This window comes from Amycolatopsis sp. CA-128772, from assembly GCF_002904295.1.
GTDB lineage: Bacteria > Actinomycetota > Actinomycetes > Mycobacteriales > Pseudonocardiaceae > Amycolatopsis.
On sequence record NZ_PPHG01000071.1, the window covers coordinates 123,120 to 143,331 of the forward strand.

Below are 20,212 nucleotides of genomic sequence, written 5' to 3' on the forward strand. Positions count from 1 at the left end.
CCGCTCGGGTTCAGCGGGCGTCGGGTTCCGGGTTGCGGCCCGCCCGGGCCAGGAAGTCGAAGTCGCAGCCTTCGTCGGCCTGCGTGATGTGTTCGCTGTAGAGCGCGCCGTAACCGCGCTCGAACCGAGGCGCCGGGGCCGTCCACCCGGCACGCCGTCGCTCGAGTTCCTCATCGGACACTTCGAGCCGCAGGGTCCGCGCGGGAACGTCCAAGGTGATCAGGTCGCCGTCGCGGACCAGCGCCAGCGGGCCGCCGACGTGCGATTCGGGGGCCACGTGCAGCACGCAGGCGCCGTAGCTGGTCCCGCTCATCCGCGCGTCGGAGATCCGGACCATGTCCCGGACGCCCTGTTCGAGCAGGTGCGCGGGAATCGGCAGCATCCCGTACTCGGGCATGCCGGGGCCGCCGAGCGGGCCGGAGCCGCGCAGCACCAGCACCGAGTCCGCGGTGATCGACGGGTCGTCGATCCGCTTCTTCAGGTCCGGGTAGTCCTCGAACACGACGGCCGGGCCGGTGTGCGTGAGCAGGTGCTCCTCGGCGGCGATGTGCTTGATGACCGCCCCCGACGGCGCCAGGTTCCCGTGCAGCACCGCGACCCCGCCCTCGGCGGCGACCGGGTTGTCCCGCGTCCGGATGACGTCGTCGTTGTGCACCTGCGCCTGGGCGAGGTTCTCGCCGAGGGTGCGGCCGGTGACGGTGAGCCGGTCCGGGTGCAGCAGGTCGGTCAGCCGCGAAAGCAGCCCGGGCAGGCCGCCGGCGTAGTAGAAGTCCTCCATCAGCCAGTCGCCGCCGGGCCGGATGTTCGCGAGCACCGGCACGCGCCGGGCGATCGCGTCGAAGTCGGCCAGCCCGAGCGGGATCCCGCTGCGGCCGGCCATCGCGACCAGGTGGATCACGGCGTTGGTCGAGCCGCCCAGCGCGAGCACGGTGGTGATGGCGTCGGCGTAGGCGCGCTTGTCGAGCACCTGCGTGATGGTCAGGTCTTCCCAGACCATGCCGACGATCCGGGCGCCGCCGGCCGCGGCCATCCGGTGGTGCGCCGAGTCGACGGCGGGGATCGACGCGGCACCCGGCAGCGTCACGCCGAGCACCTCGGCGGCCGAGGTCATCGTCGAGGCCGTTCCCATGGTCATGCAGTGCCCCGGGGAGCGGGCCAGCCCGCGTTCCAGTCCGGACATTTCGGCGTCGCCGATCAGGCCGGCGCGCTTGTCGTCCCAGTACTTCCACATGTCGGTGCCGCTGCCGAGGACCTCGTTGCGCCAGTGCCCGCGCAGCATCGGCCCGGCCGGGACGAAGATCGCGGGCAGCCCCGCGCTGGCCGCGCCCATCAGCAACGCCGGCGTGGTCTTGTCGCAGCCGCCCATCAGGACCGCGCCGTCGATCGGGTAGGACCGGAGGATCTCCTCGGTCTCCATGGCCAGCAGGTTGCGGTAGAGCATCGGGGTCGGCTTCTGGTAGGTCTCCGACAGCGTGGCGACCGGGAACTCCAGCGGGAACCCGCCGGCCTGCCAGACGCCGCGCTTGACCTGCTCGGCGCGTTCGCGCAGGTGCATGTGGCAGGGGTTGATGTCCGACCAGGTGTTGAGGATGCCGATGACCGGTTTGCCGAGGTGCTCTTCCGGGTTGTAGCCGAGCTGGCGGCTGCGGGCGCGGTGGCTGAAGTTGCGCAGTTCTTCGCCGCCGAACCACCGGTGGCTGCGGAGCTCCTCGGGTTGCTTCATGGGTCCAGTATGGCATCTGATATATGATCTGGCGGGCCTGGTTGAATGGGTGCCGACACGACCATAGGAGCGCGCCATGACCGGGACGTTCAGCCTGCCCGCCTCCCGGACCGAAGTGGTCCTGGAGGAGATCCGCCGCGGCATCCTGACCCGGGAACTGGTGCCCGGCCAGCCGCTCGTCGAGGCGGAGCTGGCCGCGCGGCTCGGCGTGTCGAAGACCCCGGTGCGCGAGGCGCTCAAGGTGCTGTCGAACTCCGGGCTCGTGACGTTCAGCCCGTACAAGGGCGCGTCGGTGATCACGGTCGACGCCGAGCTCGCGAAGTCCGTCTACGACGTGCGGATGGTGCTCGAACCGGAGGCCGTCCGGCGGACCGTCGAACTGCGCGACCCGGAGCTGCTCGAGGACGCGGGCGAGGCGCTGAAGGAGGCGTCGACGGCGATCGCGGACAAGGACCAGGCCGCGCTGAGCCTGCTGAACCGCCGCTTCCACCGCGCGCTCTACCGCGGCTGCGGCAACCCGCTGCTGGTCAGCATCCTCGACGACCTCAAGGACCGCGCGGCGCTGATCAGCGTCGTCGGCTGGGAGGCCAACCCCAGCTGGAAGAAGGAGTGGACCGAGCACCGGGCGGTGCTGGCCGCGGCGAAGAAGGGCGACGCCGAGGGCGCCGCGACGCTGCTGCGCGACCACATCGGCGGGTTCCTGGACCGGGTGCTGAAGGCCATCGGATGAGGCTGCTGCTGATCTCGGACACCCACCTGCCGGCCCGCGCCCGCGAGCTGCCGCCGCCGGTCTGGGCCGAGGTTGCGGCCGCCGACGTCGTGGTGCACGCGGGCGACTGGGTCGACGTCGCCCTGCTGGACGAGCTGGAGGAGCGCAGCAAGCGGCTGATCGGCGTCTTCGGCAACAACGACGGCCCGGCGCTGCGGGCGCGGCTGCCCGAGATCGCCCGGGCGGACCTCGGCGGCGTGCGCCTGGCCGTGATCCACGAAACGGGCGCCAAGCAGGGCCGCGAGCAGCGGTGCGACGCGCGGTTCCCGGACACCGACGTGCTGGTCTTCGGCCACAGTCACATCCCGTGGGACACGGTGGCGCCGTCCGGGCTGCGGCTGCTCAACCCGGGTTCGCCGACCGACCGCCGCCGCCAGCCGTACTGCACGTACCAGACCTGCCGCATCGAAGACGGCGCGCTGGTGGACGTCGAGCTGCACCAACTGCCCCGGAGGGGGTAGACAGGTCCCATGGATCCGGCATGGGCGTTGCGGGAGATCGCGTTCCAGCTCGAACGCGCGGGGGAACCGACCTACCGCGTCCGGGCGTTCCGGAACGCGGCGGCGACGGTCGACAAGACCGGCGTCGAGCAGCTGGCGCAGCTGGCCGAAAACGGCACGCTGACGTCGTTGCCGGGCATCGGGAAGGCCACGGCCGGCGTCATCGGGGACGCGCTGGCGGGCCGTGATCCGGCGTACCGGGGGAAGATCGTCGAGAAGAAGCTGCCGGACGGCGAGCCGCTGCGATCGGCGTTGCGCGGCGACTGCCACACCCACTCCGACTGGTCGGACGGGGGCAGTTCGATCGGCGAGATGGCGGTGGCGGGCCGCGACCTCGGCCACGAGTACATGGTGCTGACCGACCATTCGCCGCGGCTGACGGTGGCGAACGGGCTGTCCCCGGACCGGCTGCGGACGCAGATGCAGATCGTCGCGAAGGCCAACGAGCTGATGGCGCCGTTCCGGCTGCTGCACGGCATCGAGGTCGACATCCTCGACGACGGTGCCCTCGACCAGGAGGACGAGCTGCTGGGGCAGCTGGACTTCGTGGTGGCGAGCGTCCACTCGAAGCTGCGCATGCCCGCCCGCGACATGACCCGGCGGATGGTGGCGGCGGTCCGGAACCCGCACACGCGGGTGCTGGGCCACTGCACGGGCCGGCTGGTGGTGGGCCGCGGGCGCCCGGAGTCGGAGTTCGACGCGGAGGCGGTGTTCACCGCGTGCCGGGAGAACGGGGTGGCGGTGGAGATCAATTCCCGCCCGGAGCGCCTCGACCCCCCGATGCGGCTGCTGCGCCTGGCGGCGGAAATCGGGTGTGACTTCACGATCGACAGCGACGCGCACGCGCCGGGGCAGCTGGATTGGCTGGGCTACGGGTGCGAGCGCGCGATCAAGGCGGAAATCGGGCCGGAGCGCATCCTGAACACCCGCACGGCGGATGCGCTCCTGGCCCGGTAGCCGACGTCAGTTGATCGTGTACGAGTCGCCGTACACCTTCCACTTCAGCGGCGTGTGCAGGTCGAAGTTGCCTTCACTGAGGAACTTCGCCTGCTCGGTGTCCACACGGGACGTGTCCGCGTGGGCCTCTTCCTGCTTCATGATGACCTTGCGGGCCGCGAAGAACGCCTTGAGGTACGTCGCTTCGTCGCCGCCCTGGGCCGGGGTCTTCGCCTTCTTCATCGCGGCCTTGCGGATGCCGCCGAAGCTGTCGCTGCTGTCGCCCGGGCCGTACATCACGATGGCGTCGTAGTAGGCGAACTGGCCGAGGTTGCTCAGGCCGTCCGCCTTGCCCTGGTTGACCGCCGGGTTGAAGTACACGCGGTCGCGCTCGTTGTTCTGCGCCGTCTGGAACGCCGAGGTGGCCGCGGCCTGCTTCCACGCGCTCTCGAACGCCGAGCCGAGGCCCGCGTGCGAGTCCGTGCCGTTCACCTTGCGCAGCGCGGGAAGGAACTTGGCCAGCGGGTTGCCCGGGACCGAGTTCGTGTACGCCTCGACGAGTTCGAGCATGTCGCCGGTGCCCGAGCAGAACCCGATGATGCCCGCGGTGTAGCCGCGGCCGTCACCGATGTCCTCGATGTACTTGTACTGCGCCTTCCAGTCCAGCGACGAGTTCTCCGCGCTGGACACCAGCTTCATCGCGATTTCCTTCTTGGCCGGTGCCGAAAGGTCACCGGTCGCGAGGATCGACGCGCTGCTCGCGGCCAGCGGCGCGGGGGCGGCGGAGGAGAGGGCCGGCGTGGTGATCACGAGGGCGGCGACGGAGGCCGCGCCGAGCGTGCCGACGAGGACCGGCCGCAACTTCTTGCTCATGGGGAGGGGACCCTTTCCGCGGGATGCGCCGTCGGAACACGGCGGTTACGGGTGGTGTGGGTGGAGCTGCGGCGTAACGACACGGTAGCGAAGGGTCAGCGGGCTCCACAAGAGGCGGAATTCGTTCATGTTCGTGAACGGTCCAGACCACTCTCCCGCGTCCGGAAAGGACGGTCAGCGGCCCCCGGCGAAGAGGCGGATGACGTCGGGCAGCACGCTCACCGGGATCGTCGGGTCGATCGCGCGCTGGACGCCGAGCCCGATGCCCAGGGACAGCAGCGCCGTCGCGGCGTCGTCGGCCGACATCGGCAGGGTGATCCCGAACCGCTCGGCGAACCCGGTGAGCAGGCCGGCGATCGTGTCGCGGATGGCCTTGTCCCGCGCGGCGAGCTCCGCCCGCACGTGCGGGTCGCGCCGGGCGTTCGTCGCGAACTCGACCTCCAGGGACGTCCACGCCTCGTCGCCGATGCTCCGCTCGGCCCAGATCTGGAACGCCGCGAGCAGCCCGTCCACGCCTTCGGCGCCGGCCAGCGCCTCGGCGACCAGCGCGACCTGCTCGTCGTGGATCCGGTCGAGCACCGCCAGGCAGAGCTCGTCCTTGTTGCGGAAGTTCGAGTACACCGCGCCCTTCGAGTACCCCGCCTCGTCGGCGACCTTCTCCAGCGACGTCACCGAGTAGCCGTCGCGCAGGAAGAGCAGCTTGGCGGTCTCGACGAGCTGCTCGCGGGTGCGGGCCTGGCTTTCCGCGCGGGTGAGTCGGGGCATGCGGGCACTCTAGCGAACTTCGGGATTGGGGTACCGACAGTATTCGAATACTGTTAGTCTCCGGAAATGGAACAACGTGACTTCGCGGTCCTCGTCGTCGGAGCCGGGGCTTCGGGGCTGGGCGCGGCCATCCGCCTCGGCCAGGCCGGCGTCGGCGACCTCGTCGTGCTGGAGAAGGCGGACACGCTGGGCGGCACCTGGCGCGACAACACCTACCCCGGCTGCGCGTGCGATGTCCCGTCCGCGCTGTACTCGTACTCCTTCGCGCCCAATCCCGAGTGGACGCGCGCCTTCGCCGGCCAGGCCGAAATCCGCACCTACCTGCGGGACACGGCGGCGCGGTTCGGGGTCACCGAGAAGATCCGCTACGGCGTGGAGGTGACCCGGGCGCAGTGGAACGAGCGCGACGCGCGGTGGGATCTGGAGACGTCACAGGGCCCGTACCGCGCCCGGGTCCTGGTCGCCGGCACCGGTCCCTGGCACGAGCCACTGGTCCCGGACCTGCCCGGGCTCGGCGGTTTCCCCGGCGAGGTCTTCCACTCGGCGCGCTGGAACGACGGCTACGACCTGGCGGGCAAGCGGGTCGCGGTGATCGGCAGCGGCGCGTCGGCGGTCCAGTTCGTTCCCGAGATCGTGCCGCGCGTGGGGCGGCTGCACCTGTTCCAGCGCACGGCGCAGTGGGTCCTGCCGAAGCCGGACCACCACGTCCCGGGCGTCGAACGGCTTCTCCTGCGGCGCTTCCCGGCGCTGCAGCGGGCCCTGCGCAGCGCCGAATACGGCGCGATGGAGACGCTCGGCTTCGGCTTCCGGCACCCGTGGCTGCTGCGGCAGGTGCAGAAGATCGGCCTCGCCCACCTGCGGCTCGCGGTGCGGGATCCGGCGCTGCGCCGCGCGTTGACCCCGGACTACACACTGGGCTGCAAGCGCTTGCTCATGTCGAACACGTACTACCGGTCGCTGACCCGGTCCCATGTGGACGTGCACCCGACGGCGGTGCGCTCGGTGCAGGGTTCGCGCGTGCTGGGAGCGGACGGTTCTTCGGCGGAGGTCGACGCGATCATCTTCGGCACCGGCTTCCACATCCTCGACATGCCGGTGTCTTCGCGAGTTTTCGACGGCGACGGCCGGAGCCTCGACGACCACTGGAAGGGCAGCCCCCAGGCGTACGCGGGGACGACGGTGGCCGGGTTCCCGAACCTGTACCTGCTGCTGGGCCCGAGCCTGGGGACCGGGCACTCGTCGGCGTTCATGATCCTGGAGGCCCAGCTACGCCACACGGTGGCGGCGGTGACCCGGACCCTGCGTTCGGCGGGAACGTCCCTGTCGGTGCGGCCATCGGTGCAGGAGGCGTTCAACGCGGAGGTCCAGGCGGCGTTGCCCGGGACGGTGTACGAGTCGGGCGGGTGCTCGAGTTACTACACGGATGTGAACGGGCGGAACAGTTTCAGCTGGCCGTTTTCGACCGGGCGGCTGCGGTCGCGGGTGGGGGCGTTCGACGAGACGGACTACGAGATCGGGAGGGCGCCTGTGGTCCGGTAGGCGCGGTTCGTGGTCGGTGGTACCGCAGTGAGCGGAGAAAGGCCACCGAGCCATCCACCGGGGCCGAGTCGTCCACAGATTCGGTCCGCCACTCTTTTGGGCGGCCATGTCCCGATATGCTGGACTGGGTGTGATGTCCAGGGAGGTTGGTCAGCCGGGTGATCGGCGGCTTGCCGCCGGTTGCACTGTGGGGTCGATGATGATTGCAGAAGTGCAGCCAACCCGGTAACGCCGCCCGGCGCCGGCTCTCGGACGGGTAGAAGCGGGCGTAGGCCCACCCGTCGGCCAGGGTGCGGTGGAAGCGTTCGATCTTGCCGTTGGTCCGGGGCCGGTAGGGCCGGGTCCGTTTCGGGGTGACACCCCGCTCGGCGCAGACCTCGCGCCAAGTGTGAGAGCGGTAAGCCGCCCCGTTGCCGGACAACTCGCGTTCGACGGTGACACCGAGGTCGGCGAACCAGGCCACCGCCGTCGGGGATGTTGCCGAACTGGGTGACATCGACATGGAGCAGCGAACCGGGATGGTCGTGTTCGTAGCGGCGCAGCGGTTCGCCGGTGACCCGGTCGATCCGGGACAAGCGGTTGATCCGGCAGCGCACCAGCACCGCGTGCACCGTCGAGGCCGGGATCCCGAGCCGGCCGGCGATCTGGACCGGGCCCAGCCGGTGCCGCCCACCGGTGCCGCCCACCGCAGCCGCACGATCGCCCGCACGAGTTGGGCGGGTGCGCGGGTCGGGCTGTGGTGCGGGCGGCTGCTGCGGTCGGTCATCCCGGCCGCGCCTTCGGTGCGGTAGCGCTCAGCCCACGTGCGCGCGGTTCTGGTGGCGACCATGAACATCTTCGCCGCGTCGGTGTGGGTCCAGCCGTGCTCGACGATCAGGCGCGCCGACCGGAGGCGGGTGCCTGGGGTGAGGGTGGCGTTAGGGTGGGACATAAAGGCCGCCGGTGGTCACCGCAACTCGGGACAACGTCCCTGAACATCACAACTAGGGACGCCCCCCGGGGACGGGCGAGGCCGTGGCTGGCCGGCTGAGACCTCCTGGTGGCGTTGACGCCCGAGCCGGTGATGGCCTGGGCCCGCAGCCTCATCGGCGACCGGGCGCTGACGGAACTGGACCCGGCCGCCCGCGCGGCTTACGTGAGCCGGGTGGGGCGGCGCAGGTTCACTCCCACTCCCAGCACATCCCGTAAACCCCCGGCTGGGCGTCCAGCACCGCGATGTGGCTGGTCGAGCTCGGACCCACCGGCAGCTCCGGCCGCGAAGCCGCCTCCCCCGCGTACCGGTAACACCGCACCGGGACCGCCGCCGAATCGAAGCACGCCTGCAGCACGATCTGGCGGGCCGGGGCTCGCACGCCGAACTGCAGGTAGTTCGTCTCCGGGGGCGTTCCGTCGTACGCGAACTCGAAGTCGAACACGTACGTCTCGCCCGCCCGCAGCGGGTAGTCGAACCTCAGCTCCAGCGCCAGCAGCTCGGACGCCGCGTCGCGGCGGACGCGGCCTGGGCGGCAGCAGTGCGCCGAACGCAGGACCGGCTGGTGGCCTCCGCCGGTCTGGGGGCGGAAGAACGACACCCAGCGGTCGACGCCGTCCGCGCGGCTGGTCACCACCAGCTCCGTGCGGACCGATCGCTCGGTGCGGTCCGGGCCCATGGTCGCCCGCTGGTGCACCGACACCAGCGCCAGGCGGGCGTTGCCGTCGAGGTCGATGCCTTCGCAGGCGGCCAGGTCCATGGACTCGGAGCCGAGGGCGCTGGCCAGGCTGACCCCGCCCGGCCACGGCTCCGCCCGGCGCACCCGCGGCCGCGTCACCAGGCTGGTCAGCGCGTTTGCGGGCAGGCCGAGGCAGCTTTCGGCGACGCCCACCGCGTGCAGCGAGCGGTGGCCCTCCGGGTGCCGGCGGCCCCGGCGCCAGTAGCTGAGCGTGGCCAGGCTGACCTGGGCGCCCCGGATCGCCATCCGCCGCTGCAGCGCCTCCAGGCTCAGGCCGCGCTGCCGGATCGCCACGTCGAAGGCCTCGGCGAACGGGGCCGACGCTGATAACGCCTCCATCCGGGTAAGCATGAATACCGGACGCACCGGGCGCAACGAGGGCCTGCCACCAAAGTAGGTGGCAGGCCCCGCCGGGTCAGCTCAACGCGAGCCCGGTGTCGTCGACGGCGAACGACGTCTGCAGCGACTGGTCCTCCGTCCCGGCGAACTTCAGCGTGACCGTCTGCCCCGCGTACGCAGACAGGTCGAGCGTCTTCTGCACGTACGCCGAGTTGCGGTCGAGGTTCGAGTACGTCGCCAGCGTCGTCGTCCCCGCGGACACGACGAGCTTGTCGTAGGCCACGTTCTCGGTCTCGGCCGTCCACACGCGCAGCCAGAACGTCAGGCTCGCCTTGCAACCCGCCGGGATGGTGACCGGCTGGGTGAGCGTGTCCGTGTGCGCCGAACCCCAGCCGCCGAGCCAGGAGTCGTAGCTGCCCGAGCGCGCCGGCGCCTGGCTGCCCCACTGGCCGATGGTCGTGTTCGGGTCCGACCAGGACGCCGGGCCCGACTCGAAGCCCGGGTTCTGCACCAGCTGGCCGCTGCACCCGCCCGGGGGCGTGGTGGACGTCGGCGGCGTGGTGGTGGGCGGCGTGGTGGTGGGCGGCGTCGTGGTGGTCGGCGGTGTGCCGGTGCACGTCGGGTCGCCGGACTGCGCCGGGACGCTCACCGCGTTCCACGCCGCCTTCACGGCGTCGAACTCGGCGCAGCTGTCCGGGTACAGGTTCTTCGCCGCCTGCAGCGTCCACGTCCGGTAGCGCAGGTACGAACTGCCGGAGGTCTTCAGCTGCACCGCGCCGTGCATGATGTTGATCGCCTTGCGGATGCCGATGCCGGCGATCGTGCTGTTGTTGCAGGTCGAGCTGGTCGGCTGCCCGTTGGCCGGGTTGCTGCCTTCGGCCAGCAGGTAGAACCAGTGGTCGCCGGGCCCGGCCGCCTTGTGCACCTCGGCGTTCGGCGTCGAGCTGGAGTAGCAGTTCGGGTCGCCGACCTTCGACGGGTCGTACATGTACCGGATCGCGCCGGTGCCGACCAGGTTGACCTCCTCGCCGATCGCGTAGTCCGGCGGGTCGTACTGCGACGGCTCGTTCGCGTAGAACTCCGTCGCCGTGCCGAACGTGTCCGCGATGAACTCCTGCGTGCCGCCGCCGGAAAAGCCGCCGGAACCCGAGTAGTCGTCGATGCCGTGGCCCATCTCGTGGCCGAGGATGTCGAGCGAGCCGACCCATTCGCCGCTCGGGTTGTGGCCGAGGTTCACGTACGCCGGCCGCGAGTTGTAGTAGTACGCGTTTTCGTCGTCGAGCCCGACGCGGATCTTCCACGCGCCGCCGTTGCCGGTGAAACCGTTGCGGCCCACCCATTCCGAGAGCATCTTCTTCTCGGTCTGCGCGACGAACAGCGCGTCCGCGCAGCCGGTTTCGATGTTCGTGCCGGTGCCGTTGCCCCAGCTGTCGTCCGGACCGGTGAGGACGGAGTCGCTGCTGTAGTTGCGGCAGTCCAGGTTCGGCGTGTTCGGGTCGGCCATCGAATACGTGCTGCCGGACTTCGTCGTGTTCAGCGGCAGCGGCGCCGGGCCGTTCCACTTGCCGGTGCCGGTGCCCGCGGCGACGTGCTGGACGGTCCGCAGCACGCGCCCGTCCACGGCGTCGACGTAGACGCTCAGGCTGCTCGGCTCGCCGCGGGAGTCGGTGCCCTCGACGTTGCTTTCGTAGGCGAGCCGCCCGCTGCCGTCGGCGACCACGACGAGCGTGCCGCCCGGCAGGCTCTTCGGCCCGCGGACCTGCTTGCGCGCCACGGCATCGGCCTGCGCGGCGGACAGCTTCGCGCCGTGGACGTCGAGGTCGCCGAGGGCCTGCTGCTGCGCGACCGACGTGGTCTTCACGGTGCCGGCCGCGTCGGTGGCGATGACCAGGTCGCCGCCGATCACGGGCAGGCCGTCGTAGGTGCGGTCGTAGACCACGTACGACAGCCCGGCCGCCGACCGGACGTCCCGCTGGACGAACTTGTCGTGCTTCCCGGCGTGCAGGGCGGCGGGCCGGGCACCGACCAGGCTCGCGGCGGCGCCGGTGGCGTTGGCCTGGGCCTGTGCGGCGGACGGCGGGGGTTCGGGGGCGGGCTGCGCGGGCGCGGCGACGGCGATGCCGACCACCACCATGCCCGCCGCCGTCGCCCCGCCGAGCGCGGCGAACCGTTGGGGCAATCTCATGACGCTCCTTGAGAAACGCGAAGGGGAAGGGAGAACCCGATCGACGCTAAGGGGCGAGCAGGACCGTCAGAAGATTCATCACAGCGCCGGAATTTCACGCTGCCGGACTGTGAAATTCCAGCAGCGTGAAAGGTCAGAGGGTGGTGAAGCGGAGGCCGGCCTTGGTGAGGCGGTCGACGAGCGCGCCGCCCATCGCGGTCGCCGTCGTCACCTGGCCCGCCGTTTCCGGCAGGTCGTCGGTCGCCAGGCACAACGCCGATTCCGCGAGCATCTTCGCCGTCTCGTCGTAGCCCGGGTCGCCGCCGGACACCTCCGTCACCACGCGCGAGCCGCCGCCCTCGCCGAAGAACCGCACCGAGAACCACGACCGCGCGCGCCGCTCGGGACTCGGGCCGCTGCCGGGCGCGAGCAGCCGGGACAGCGCCCGGCGGGCCGGCGGCACCTGCGCCGCGGCGAGCAGCGCCCCCGCCCCGGCGACGCCGCCGGCCAGCACCGGCAGGTGCTTGACCGCGGCGAAGTGCCGGTAGGTGAAGTCGGGCCCGTAGCGCTCGGACGCGGCCGCCGACCGGCGGACGACCTGCGCGTCGATCGTCGGCAGCGGGACCGCCCACCAGCCCGCGGCGGCGACCCGGTGCGGGCGCCCGAGCGGCGCGTGCGTGAACCGCCCGGCCGGCCGCGGCTCGGCCGCCGCGCGTTCGCGGGCCACCCGGGCCCCGGCCGGCAGCCGGGACATGATGGTCAGGGCGCTGAGCACGGTGCCGCCCGACGGCATCCCGCCGGCCCGCACGTAGCCGTCCACCGTCAGCGGCACGCCCTCGGGCAGCTGCTGCACGGTGAACCAGGCGCCGAGGTCGTGCGGGATGGAATCGAACCCGCACGCGTGCACCAGCCGCGCGCCGGTCTCGCGGGCACGCCGGTCGTGCGCGAGGTACATCCGGTCGACGAACTCGGGTTCGCCGGTGAGGTCGACGTAGTCGGTGCCCGCTTCGGCGCACGCCGCCACCAGCGGCTCCCCGTGCGTCAGGTACGGGCCGACGGTGGTGATCACCACTTTCGCCGATTCGGCCACGGCCCGCAGGGACGCCCGGTCGCCGGTGTCGGCGACGAGCAGGTCCAGCGAGCCGAACCGGTCGTCGATCGCCGCGAGCCGCGTCCGGACGGCCTCGAGCTTGCCGCGGTTGCGCCCGGCCAGCGCCCAGCGCAGGTCCGCGGGCGCGTGGCGGGCCAGGTATTCGGCGGTCAGGCCGCCGGTGAACCCGGAAGCGCCGAACAGGACCACGTCGTAGGCGCGCATGTCTGCTCCTTCGAAGGGACATCGACGGGGCTCAGGTTACCCGTGGGTCACTTCCCGGCGCCGGGTGAACTACCGGCGGGTACAGTGCCCCCTCGAACGCGAGGAGGCAACCGTGACCGAACGCTTCGGCAGCTACCAGAACGAGATCTACCTGCAGGGACTCGGAGGGCAGCTGCCGCCGTGCTCGACCGACGCGACGAAGCTCGAAGCGTCGGCGCGCGAGGTCATGGCGCCCGGCCCGTTCTCCTACGTCGCGGGCGCGGCCGGCTCCGGCGCGACCGCCCGCGCCAACCGGGAGGCGTTCGACCGCTGGCGGATCGTGCCCCGGATGCTGACCGGCGCCACCGACCGCGACCTGGCCACGACGGTGCTCGGCACCGGGCTGCCGGCACCGGTGGCCGTCGCGCCGGTCGGCGTCCAGTCGATCGTGCACCCGGACGCGGAGTCCGCGACCGCCCGCGCCGCCGCGTCGGTCGGCCTGCCGTTCATCCTGTCGACGGCGTCTTCGACCGGCATCGAGGCCGTCGCCGCGGCCAACGGCGACGGCCCGCGCTGGTTCCAGCTGTACTGGCCCGGCGACAACGACGTCTGCGCGAGCCTGCTGACCCGGGCGAAGGCCGCGGGCTACACGGCGCTGGTCGTCACGCTCGACACGTGGACGCTGGCCTGGCGGCCGTCCGATCTGGACCAGGCGTACCTGCCGTTCCTGAAGGGCGAGGGCTGCGCGGTCCCGTTCACCGACCCGGTGTTCCGCGGCCTGCTGGAGAAGACTCCGGAAGAGGACCTGAACATGGCGATCCTGCGCTGGATCGGCATGCTCACCGGCACCGACCGGACCTGGGACCAACTGCCGTTCCTGCGCGAGCACTGGGACGGCCCGATCGTGCTCAAGGGCATCCAGCAGGTCGCCGACGCGCGCCGCGCGGCCGAGGCGGGCATGGACGGCATCGTGGTGTCCAACCACGGCGGCCGCCAGGTCGACGGCGCGCTCGGCGCGCTGGAGGCCCTGCCGGCCATCGTCGCGGCGGTCGGCGACCGCATGGAGGTGCTGTTCGACTCGGGCGTCCGCACCGGCGCGGACGTGCTCAAGGCGCTGGCGCTGGGCGCCCGGGCGGTGCTGGTGGGACGCCCGTGGGTGTACGGCCTGGCCCACGCGGGCGAGGCCGGCGTCCGGCACGTCCTGCGCAGTCTGCTGGCGGACTTCGACCTGACGATGGGCCTGTCCGGCCACCGCACCCTCGCCGACCTGGGCCCGGAGTCGCTGCAGCGGGCGTGAGGTAACGAAACGGCAAATCCGGCGACAGCCGGGACCACGGCCGCTACGGTTCTGCCTCACCACGGCCGCTCGGGGACGGACCGGTGGTTCCACTGTTGCTTTCACGAGGGGTTTTGCCATGGTCCGGATCGGCGGCATTCTGGTTTTCCTGGGGGTCGGCTCGCTGCTGCTCCCGTACATCGGGCTGGAGATCCGCGGGCAGGAAGCGGTCGAGGGCGCCCAGCCGTGGCTCGGCATCGTCCTCGCGCTGGTCGGCGCGGGGTTGATCGCCGCCAACGCGCTCGTCGCGCGGCGCAAGGCCGCCACCACGTCCGCGGCCCCGGCGCCGCAGTCACCCGGCCAGCCCGGCTGAGCCCGAACGCCCCCGATGTGGCGTTGGGTGCGTTGAACGCACCGAACGCCACATCGGGGCGCTTGCGGCGGGCCCCCGACGTGCGCCCGGTCACGCGGCGGGGATATTCGGAGGCCCGGTCCGTCACGCACGGCTATCCTTGGTCCGAGAATGTCCGAGCCATCCCCCTTCCCCGCGCTGCGTGCGCGCCTGCCCGAGCTGATGCCGCGCGACGAGCAGCGGCTGCGCCGCCGGCTCGACGGTGCCCGCAAAGCGCGAGACCGTGACGCCGCCCTGGCGCGGATCGCCGCCGACATCGGCCGGGCCGAGCTGCGGATCCAGGCGCGGCGCGAGAGCGTGCCCAAGATCGAGTACCCCGAAGAGCTGCCGGTCAGCCGGCTCAAGGACGAGATCGCCGCCGCCATCGGCAAACACCAGGTCGTGATCGTCGCGGGGGAGACCGGCTCGGGCAAGACCACCCAGCTGCCGAAGATCTGCCTCGAGCTCGGCCGCGGCATCCGCGGCCAGATCGGGCACACCCAGCCCCGCCGGCTGGCCGCGCGCACCGTCGCCGACCGGATCGCCGGCGAGCTGAAGACCGAGCTCGGCGAGACCGTCGGCTACAAGGTCCGGTTCACCGACCAGTCCGGGCAGGACACCCTGGTCAAGCTGATGACCGACGGCATCCTGCTGGCCGAGATCCAGACCGACCGCTCGCTGCGCCAGTACGACACGCTGATCATCGACGAGGCCCACGAGCGCAGCCTCAACATCGACTTCATCCTCGGCTACCTCAAGCAGCTGCTGCCGCGCCGCCCCGACCTCAAGGTCATCATCACCTCGGCGACGATCGACCCCGAACGCTTCTCGAAGCACTTCGACGACGCGCCGATCGTCGAGGTCTCCGGCCGGACGTACCCGGTCGAGACGCGCTACCGGCCGCTCGTCGACCCCGACGATCCCGAGGGCGACGACGAACGCGACCAGACCCAGGGCATCCTCGACGCCGTCGAGGAGCTGTGCGCCGAGGGCCCCGGCGACATCCTGGTGTTCCTCTCCGGCGAGCGCGAAATCCGCGACACCGCGGACGTGCTGAACCGGGCGAACCTGCGGGGCACCGAGGTCCTGCCGCTGTACGCGCGGCTGTCGTCGGCCGAGCAGCAGCGCATCTTCCAGTCGCACACCGGGCGCCGGGTCGTGCTCGCGACGAACGTCGCCGAGACGTCGCTGACCGTGCCGGGCATCAAGTACGTCGTCGACCCGGGCACCGCGCGGATCTCCCGCTACAGCCACCGCACCAAGGTACAGCGGCTGCCGATCGAACCGGTGTCGCAGGCGTCGGCGAACCAGCGCAAGGGCCGCTGCGGCCGGACGTCGGACGGCATCTGCATCCGGCTCTATTCCGAAGAGGACTTCGAGAGCCGGCCCGAATTCACCGATCCGGAGATCCTGCGGACCAACCTTGCCTCGGTCATCCTGCAGATGACGTCGCTGGGCCTCGGCGACATCGCCGCGTTCCCGTTCGTCGAGCCGCCGGACCGCCGCCAGGTCAGCGACGGCGTCGGCCTGCTGCAGGAACTGGGCGCGTTCGACAGCGTCAGCTCCTCGGACCGGCGGCTCACCGACACCGGCCGCAAGCTCGCGCAACTGCCGGTCGACCCGCGGATGGGCCGGATGGTCCTGGAGGCGGCGAAGAACGGCTGCGTCCGCGAAGTGATGATCATCGCCGCCGCGCTGTCCATCCAGGACCCGCGCGAGCGACCGGCCGAGAAGCAGCAGGCAGCGGACGCCCAGCACGCGCGGTTCGCCGACCCGACGTCGGACTTCCTGGCCTACCTGAACCTCTGGGAGTACGTCGCCGAGCAGCAGAAGGCGTTGTCCGGCAACCAGTTCCGCCGGATGTGCCGCACCGAGTACCTGAACTACCTGCGGCTGCGCGAATGGCAGGACATCTTCAGCCAGCTGCGCCAGCTGGCCAAGCCGCTCGGGATTTCCCTGAACCCGAACACCGCCCCGGTCGACCCGCAGCGCGTGCACACGTCGCTGATCGCCGGGCTGCTCTCGCATATCGGGCTCAAGGACCCGGCCAAGGGCGACTACCTCGGCGCGCGCGGGGCCCGCTTCGGCGTCTTCCCGGGTTCGGCGCTGTTCAAGAAGCAGCCGCGCTGGGTGATGTCGGCGGAACTGGTCGAGACCTCCCGGCTGTGGGCGCGGGTCAACGCGCGCATCGAACCCGAGTGGGTCGAGCCGCTGGCCCAGCACGTCGTCAAGCGGTCGTACTCCGAGCCGCACTGGGAACGCAAGCAGGGCGCGGTGATGGCGACCGAGAAGGTGACGCTGTACGGCGTCCCGCTGATCGCCGACCGCCGCGTCAACTACGGCCGGATCGACCCCGAGGTGTCGCGGGCGATGTTCATCCGGCACGCCCTGGTCGAGGGGGACTGGCAGACGCGCCACCACTTCTTCGCCGAGAACCGGGCGCTGCTGGAAGAGGTCGAGGACCTCGAAAACCGCGCCCGGCGCCGCGACATCCTGGTCGACGACCAGACGCTGTACGAGTTCTACGACGCGCGGGTGCCCGAAGACGTCGTTTCGGTGCGCCACTTCGACAGCTGGTGGAAGAAGGCCCGGCACACCGACCCCGACCTGCTGTCGTTCGAGAAGTCCATGCTCATCAACGAGTCCGCGGGCAGCGTCCGCGAGGGCGACTACCCGGACTCGTGGACACAGGGCACGCAGGTCTTCGAGCTGACCTACCAGTTCGAGCCGGGCGCGGACGCCGACGGCGTCACCGTGCACGTCCCGCTGCCGGTGCTGAACCAGGTGACGCCGGACGGGTTCGACTGGCAGGTGCCGGGGCTGCGCGCGGAACTGGTGACGCAGCTGATCAAGTCGTTGCCGAAGGCGTTGCGGCGCAACTTCGTCCCGGCGCCGGACACCGCCCGCGATGTCCTTTCGCGAGTGTCGCCTTCGGACGGCCCGTTGCTGGAGGTGCTCGGCCGCGAGCTGCGGGCCCTGCGCGGGATCACCGTGCCGTACGCGGACTGGGACCTCGCTTCGGTGCCGGACCACCTGAAGATGACGTTCCGGGTGGTGGACGAGCGGGGTCGCCGCGTCGCCGAGGGCAAGGACGTCTCGGAGTTGCAGCGGCGGCTGGCCCCGAAGGTCCGGGAGACGATCTCCAAGGCGGCCAACACGCTGGAGAAGGCGGGCCTGACCAAGCCGTCGTTCGGATCGCTGCCGCCGGTGTTCGAGTCCCACCAGCGCGGTCACGACGTGAAGGCGTACCCGGCGCTGGTCGACGAGGGCGCGTCGGTGGCCGTGCGGCTGCTGGACACGCCGGCCCAGCAGGAGCACGCGATGTGGGCGGGCACGCGGCGGATGCTGCGGCTGAACCTGAACTCGCCGATGAAGTTCATCACGCGGTCGCTGTCCAACTCCTCGAAGCTGGTGCTGAACCGGAATCCGCACGGGAGCGTGGCGGCGCTGCTCGAGGACTGCGTCGACTGCGCGGTGGACGCCCTGATGACGTCGGCGGGCGGCCCGAAGTGGGACGAAACCGGCTTCAAGGTGCTGCTCGAACAGGTCCGGGCCGGCCTGCACACCGAGGTGCTGGCCGTGCTGACCGACGTGGAGAAGATCCTCCGCGTGGCGAACGACGTCGAGGTGCAGCTGTCGTCCTCGCGCGGCCCGGCGGAGTCCCTGGCGGACGTCCGCGCCCAGCTGGCGGCGCTGGTGTACCCGGGTTTCGTGACGGAGACGGGCGCTTCGCGGCTGCGTCACGTAGTGCGTTACCTGCAGGGGATTTCCCGCCGGCTGGAGAAGCTGGTTTCCGAGCCGACCCGCGACCTGCAGCGGACGGCGGACGTCGCGTGGATAACCCGCGAGTACGCCGACGCGCTGGCCGCGTTGCCGCCGGGAACGTCGTCGCCGGCGTTGCGCGAGGTGCGGTGGATGATCGAGGAACTGCGGGTGTCGTTCTTCGCCCAGACGCTGGGGACGGCGCACCCGGTGTCGCTGAAGCGGATCACGAAAGCCCTGGACGACGCCCTGGCGTGACGCCGGGAATGTCCGGCTCCCCACTTCCGTCGGTTGACCGGGGCCGGACGGAAGTCAAGCCTGGGTCGGCTGGAGACCTTCCTGGGAAAGGACTGTCCGATGTCCTTGGGTGTTTCGTCCGCGAGGCGAAGAATCTTCGCCGCCTGCACCGCACTGCTCTTGCCGCTCGTCCTCGCGCCCGCCGCGCACGCCGCCGGGTCGCCGCTGCTCGTGGATCCCGGGCACGGCAAGCACAAGATCGCCGCGGAGGCTCGGCACGACGTGCCGAATCCGCTGCTCAAGGAGCAGTTCGCCGAAGGGGAAGAGGACGAGGACGGCGACGATCCCGCGCTGTCCGCGCTCTGCCAGACCTACCTCGGCAAGCCGAACCCGTACCGGCCGCTCGCGCCGAACACCGACGTCATCGACGGTGACACCATCGTGCCCACCGGCAGCCAGACCGGCTGCAGCACGGCGCAGAACGAGACGACCGTCGCCGTCAACCCGGAGAACCCGCGCAACATCGTCGCCGGGGCGAACGACTACCGGCTGTACAACACGCGCGAGGCGCGCAACGACTCCGGCGGCTTCGCCTACACCTCGTTCGACGTCGGCCGGACCTGGGCGAACGTCCAGCTGCCGCACCTCGACTTCCCGACCGGCGCGGCCGCCCCGCTGTCCTATATGGACGCCGCCGGTGACCCGGCGATCGCGTTCGGGCCGCACAACACGGTGTACTACGCGACGCTGGTGTTCAGCCGGGCCGCGGTGCCCGACGACCAGCAGCTCGCCAGCGGCATCGCCGTTTCGGTGTCGCACGACGGCGGCCGCAGCTTCGGCGACCCGGCGGTCCTGCACCTCGACGGCGTGACGCCGGCGGGCACGCCGACGCCCACGAACATCTTCAACGACAAGGAGTGGATCGCCGCCGACCCGGTCACCGGCGACGTCTACGTGACCTGGACGCAGTTCACCTACGACGCGGCCGGCGCGTTCGTCGAGTCGCCGATCGTGCTGTCGAAGTCCCGCGACTTCGGCCGGACGTGGTCGCCGATGCGCCGGATTTCGCCGTCCCTGACCGGGTTCTCCGGCGGGATCACGCCGTTCGGCAGCGGCTCGAACCCGGTGGTCACCCGCGACGGGACGCTCCAGGTCGCGTACGAGACGTCGGTGTGCGCGACGGCCGCGTGCGACCAGCCGGCCGACCACGATGCGGTCGTCGTGGCGACCTCGCGCGACGGCGGCCGGACCTTCCGGCACGCGGAGGTGGGGCTCGACTTCGACTTCCCGGTGGACGAAGACGTCGCCAACAACGCGCTGACCGGCGAGAACTTCCGGGTCAACAGCTTCCCGCAGCTGACCTACGACCGCGTGACGGACCACCTGTGGGTGACCTGGGCGGACGACCGCAACGGCACGTACCGCGACGGCGAGTCGGTGAAGACGAACGGCGACGCCTTCCTCAGCGGTTCCGACGGCCGCCACGGCTGGTCCAAGCCGGTGAAGATCGGCACGGGCGCGGACGAGGTGTTCCCGGCGGTCGCGGCCCTGGCCGGCCGGGTCGCGGTGACGTTCTACACGCGCGGTTACGACCCGGGCGGCATCGGCCTGGACTACGCGTACGCGACCGGCTGGGGCGACCGCATGTCCCCGGTCCGCAGGATCACGACCCAGACGGCGAACCCCCAGGTCCAGTTCGTCTCGACGGGCGCGGTGACGGGCAAGGAACTCCAGGGCGTGTTCATCGGCGACTACACGGCGGCGGCGGTCGGCGCGGACTTCCGCCTGCACCCGGTGTGGACGGACTTCCGCGGCAACCCGGGGAAGACCCTGCCGAACCAGGACGTCGGAACGCAGTCGCTGCCGATGTTCCCGTAGTGGTGATCGTTCCGGCCGCTCCCGGGTCCGGGGGCGGCCGGAACGGGCATTTCGCGT

At 71.3% G+C, this 20,212-nt stretch carries 14 protein-coding genes and 1 pseudogene; 8 read left to right on the forward strand and 7 right to left on the reverse strand.

What is annotated here, in order from left to right; translation table 11 throughout:
* Positions 1-10: 10 nt before the first annotated feature.
* Positions 11-1,723, reverse strand: coding sequence for an L-arabinonate dehydratase (araD, locus tag C2L59_RS25520; protein ID WP_103352036.1), 1,713 nt, complete (start codon positions 1,721-1,723; stop codon positions 11-13).
* Positions 1,724-1,799: 76 nt separating this feature from the next.
* On the opposite strand from araD, the gene C2L59_RS25525 reads away from it, so the two are divergent.
* From C2L59_RS25525 to C2L59_RS25535, 3 genes are read left to right on the forward strand one after another with little or no spacing between them, the layout of a single operon-like run.
* Entirely contained in the window at positions 1,800-2,453 is a 654-nt protein-coding gene (locus C2L59_RS25525; protein WP_103352037.1) for a GntR family transcriptional regulator, read from the forward strand.
* A complete protein-coding gene (locus tag C2L59_RS25530) occupies positions 2,450-2,953 on the forward strand; it encodes a metallophosphoesterase (RefSeq protein ID WP_103352038.1) in 504 nt (167 codons plus the stop codon). Before C2L59_RS25525 ends, C2L59_RS25530 begins: the two co-directional genes overlap by 4 nt.
* A gap of 9 nt (positions 2,954-2,962) precedes the next feature.
* Positions 2,963-3,949, forward strand: a complete 987-nt coding sequence (locus C2L59_RS25535; RefSeq protein WP_103352039.1) for a PHP domain-containing protein — start codon at positions 2,963-2,965, stop codon at positions 3,947-3,949.
* A 6-nt stretch (positions 3,950-3,955) separates the two neighbouring features.
* Here the strand turns inward: C2L59_RS25535 and C2L59_RS25540 are convergent, their stop codons facing one another.
* The gene (locus tag C2L59_RS25540) at positions 3,956-4,801 is read right to left on the reverse strand and encodes a chitosanase (RefSeq protein ID WP_103352040.1); all 846 of its coding nucleotides are present in this window, start codon (positions 4,799-4,801) and stop codon (positions 3,956-3,958) included.
* Positions 4,802-4,975: 174 nt separating this feature from the next.
* Entirely contained in the window at positions 4,976-5,566 is a 591-nt protein-coding gene (locus tag C2L59_RS25545; RefSeq protein ID WP_103352041.1) for a TetR/AcrR family transcriptional regulator, read from the reverse strand.
* A gap of 66 nt (positions 5,567-5,632) precedes the next feature.
* Between C2L59_RS25545 and C2L59_RS25550 the strand changes: the two genes are divergently transcribed.
* Positions 5,633-7,105: an NAD(P)/FAD-dependent oxidoreductase gene (locus C2L59_RS25550; protein ID WP_103352042.1), complete on the forward strand. Its 1,473-nt coding sequence runs from the start codon at positions 5,633-5,635 to the stop codon at positions 7,103-7,105.
* A gap of 130 nt (positions 7,106-7,235) precedes the next feature.
* On the opposite strand, the pseudogene C2L59_RS25555 reads toward C2L59_RS25550, so the two are convergent.
* The 4 genes and pseudogenes from C2L59_RS25555 to C2L59_RS25570 form a co-directional block, all read right to left on the reverse strand.
* Positions 7,236-8,036 (reverse strand): annotated as a pseudogene (locus C2L59_RS25555) (integrase core domain-containing protein); the annotation flags it as partial.
* Positions 8,037-8,265: 229 nt separating this feature from the next.
* Complete coding sequence (locus C2L59_RS25560; protein WP_103352043.1) at positions 8,266-9,153, reverse strand: hypothetical protein; 888 nt, start codon at positions 9,151-9,153, stop codon at positions 8,266-8,268.
* 76 nt (positions 9,154-9,229) lie between these two features.
* Positions 9,230-11,338, reverse strand: coding sequence for a M4 family metallopeptidase (locus C2L59_RS25565; protein ID WP_103352044.1), 2,109 nt, complete (start codon positions 11,336-11,338; stop codon positions 9,230-9,232).
* A 133-nt stretch (positions 11,339-11,471) separates the two neighbouring features.
* Complete coding sequence (locus tag C2L59_RS25570; protein WP_103352045.1) at positions 11,472-12,632, reverse strand: trans-acting enoyl reductase family protein; 1,161 nt, start codon at positions 12,630-12,632, stop codon at positions 11,472-11,474.
* Between the two features lie 112 nt (positions 12,633-12,744).
* On the opposite strand from C2L59_RS25570, the gene C2L59_RS25575 reads away from it, so the two are divergent.
* From C2L59_RS25575 to C2L59_RS25590, 4 genes are all read left to right on the forward strand, one after another.
* On the forward strand, positions 12,745-13,908 hold the full coding sequence (locus C2L59_RS25575) for a lactate 2-monooxygenase (RefSeq protein ID WP_103352046.1): 1,164 nt from the start codon (positions 12,745-12,747) through the stop codon (positions 13,906-13,908).
* 118 nt (positions 13,909-14,026) lie between these two features.
* Complete coding sequence (locus C2L59_RS25580) at positions 14,027-14,260, forward strand: hypothetical protein (RefSeq protein WP_103352047.1); 234 nt, start codon at positions 14,027-14,029, stop codon at positions 14,258-14,260.
* Positions 14,261-14,410: 150 nt separating this feature from the next.
* The gene (gene hrpA, locus C2L59_RS25585; protein ID WP_103352048.1) at positions 14,411-18,298 is read left to right on the forward strand and encodes an ATP-dependent RNA helicase HrpA; all 3,888 of its coding nucleotides are present in this window, start codon (positions 14,411-14,413) and stop codon (positions 18,296-18,298) included.
* 99 nt (positions 18,299-18,397) lie between these two features.
* Positions 18,398-20,155 (forward strand): sialidase family protein, encoded by a 1,758-nt coding sequence (locus tag C2L59_RS25590; protein ID WP_103352049.1) that lies wholly within the window; start codon positions 18,398-18,400, stop codon positions 20,153-20,155.
* Positions 20,156-20,212: the final 57 nt, after the last annotated feature.